The sequence below is a fragment of the Flavobacterium azizsancarii genome (assembly GCF_027980145.1).
In the GTDB taxonomy this organism is placed as follows: domain Bacteria; phylum Bacteroidota; class Bacteroidia; order Flavobacteriales; family Flavobacteriaceae; genus Flavobacterium; species Flavobacterium azizsancarii.
This window is the reverse complement of the sequence record NZ_JAMZNK010000095.1, coordinates 1-2,607: the sequence shown is the minus strand read 5'-3', so window position 1 is coordinate 2,607 and position 2,607 is coordinate 1. Positions and strand designations below refer to the sequence as shown.

The 2,607-nt window shown below is 35.2% G+C and carries 2 protein-coding genes; both read right to left on the bottom strand.

All coding sequences use genetic code 11. The features are described 5' to 3' along the window. Positions 1–160: 160 nt before the first annotated feature. Positions 161–898: an IS21-like element helper ATPase IstB gene (gene istB / locus NJT12_RS24720; protein WP_271338772.1), complete on the bottom strand. Its 738-nt coding sequence runs from the start codon at positions 896–898 to the stop codon at positions 161–163. Between the two features lie 16 nt (positions 899–914). Continuing rightward, a complete protein-coding gene (gene istA / locus NJT12_RS24715) occupies positions 915–2,462 on the bottom strand; it encodes an IS21 family transposase (protein ID WP_271338771.1) in 1,548 nt (515 codons plus the stop codon). Between the last annotated feature and the right edge of the window lie 145 nt (positions 2,463–2,607).

The window sequence follows — 2,607 nt, the reverse complement described above, 5'->3', positions numbered from 1 at the left end:
TGCAAATTCCGGTTATATTGATCACCCCATTCCGTTTTAAAGTGAGCACCTGATTCCAGTTCAAAATGACCACCTAATTCCGGAGCAAAATGACCACCTCCGTTTTGATTAAAAACTATATTTTTTCATCTGTTAATTAGTATTCAAATATAATAAAATATCACTCTTTGTTTATTCCTCTTTTCTTTCTCATCGATTCTCCATGTAATTCAAGCCTGTGAGATTGGTGTATCAGTCTGTCTAATATTGCATCTGCTATCGTTTTTTCTCCAATTATATCATACCATCCTTGAACTGGGATTTGTGATGTCACTATTATAGAGCCGTTATTATGCCTGTCCTCTATGATCTCCAAAAGAGTAATTCGGTTATGGCTGTCAAGTGCCTGAAGCCCAAAATCATCAAGTATTATAACATCCTGTCTTTGTATTTTGGTAAGTTCCCGCAGATAATTACCATCTGCTTTAGCCATTTTTAGTCTAGCAAACAATTTTGAGGTATTAAAATAACTTACCTTAAAACCCTGTATACAGGCTTGATAACCTAATGCGGTACCTAAATAACTTTTACCGACCCCGGTACTTCCAGTGATTAAAATGTTTTCATTTTTCTCTATAAATTCGCATTCTGCCAGACGCAGTACCATGTTTCTGTCCAGATTACGTGATACATCAAAATTGATACTTTCAATATTTGATTTGTAATGGAATTTGGCATTAGTTATACTTCGTTCAATACGACGATTGTACCTTTCATCCCATTCTGCATCAATAATCATCGATACAAACTGGTCAAGGGTATAATGATCTGTTTTTCCGCTTTCAATGGCTGTTTTAAAAGCATTAAACATGCCATAAAGCTTCATTTGTTTCATTTTGGTTACTGTGGATTCATTCATTTTTTCAAGATTTAATTTAGTTATAATAATGTTTTCCTCTTATGTTACTGTGATCGGGAAGTTCCTGCTCAGGCTCTTGATCAAAATCAATATGATCCAAGTTGTTTTCTAAAATATTTTGTATGGTCTTAAAATTGTAAATTTTAAAATCAAGTGCCCGCCTGCAGGCATTTATTAATCGCTGTCTGCCTACCTTTTTTTCAAAATTCAGTATTCCTAAACAACTTTTATAAGCCTGTTCTGGATGATTTCTGCTTTCGATTATCTGCATTATATATTCTCCCACTGACTCATCAATATTATTAGCCCATTCAATGAAGCGGGCAGCACTCCATTGGGCTACAAATTGATGTGTACTGGCTAAATGCTCAGGGGTTGTTGTATAGACATAAGGTTTGTAGTTTCTTGGATGTACAGCTATTCGATTGTATTTATAATAAATCTCTACCGTTGATTTGGTATATAACAGCTTTGCTTTCTTTTTTACATATTGATACGGAACGCTGTAATAGTTTTTGTCCTGGCTTAATTGAACATGACCGTTTTGCATTACCGTTGCAAAAGACTGGTATTTAATTTCAAAACGATCTTGTGGCAGTGGACGCAGTTTTTCTTTTTCGTCTTCTAAAAATAATTCAAAGCGGGAATAAGGGCGTCCTGTTAGTTTTCTGTTATTATGAGAGTCAAGTAAATCCCAGATCTGCTGATTTAATTGTTCCAGAGAAAAGAACTTGGTTTCTTTTATGGTTACATAAATCCTTCGATATAATATCTTAACAGCTCCTTCAACTAATGATTTGTCCCTGGGCCTGTAAGCTCTGGCAGGTAAAATTGTAGTTTCGTAGTGTTCTGCTAAATCAGCCAGGGTTTCATTGATTGTCGGTTCAAAACGACTGCTTTTTATTACTGCAGATTTTAAATTATCCGGAACAATGGCAGCAGGAGTACCTTCAAAAAAGCGCATGGCATTCTCTACTGAGTCAACAAAGTTTTCCTTTTGCTGGCTCATGGAAGCTTCAGCATACGTGTATTGGCTAGCGCCTAATATTGCTACAAAAAATTGTACTTCTTTGACTTCTCCGGTATCTATATCAATAATTGAGAGTGTCTTTCCGGCATAATCAACATACATTTTATCACCAGCCTTATGGTTCATATGCATGACCGGATTAACTCGTTTGCCCCATATATTGTAGTGATAATGAAATTGTGAAGTTCGATAACCATCAGGATTTACAGCAATATATTGTTCCCACATATGCTGTACGGTAACGCCAACTTTTTTTAGTTCACGTTCCATTTTAGGAAAAAAATCATAAAGTGTCTGTAATCTCGGGCTAATGGCCTCTACACTAGTCTGGGAGAATAAAAGTTCCAGCTCTGCATCGGTTTTTTGGTCGATTAATTCAAAGCTTAATCCGAGAACTTCAAATAAAGAAATATATTTCTTTACCGTATTTCTTGAAAGGGATAAGTAGCTACTTATAAATAACTTACTCTTTCCATTACAATAGAATTTAATTACTTTTCTAATTTTACTCATGTCTGTTATTTTGTTTGCCATAATCCGTATGTTTTTAACGAATGTATGGTTCTAACAACATGAAAAAATCAATAGTTTTTAATCGTTAATTAACCACAAAACTTGGTGGTCAATTTGCTCCGGAATTAGGTGGTCAGTTTGCTCCGGAACGGGTGGTCAATTTACT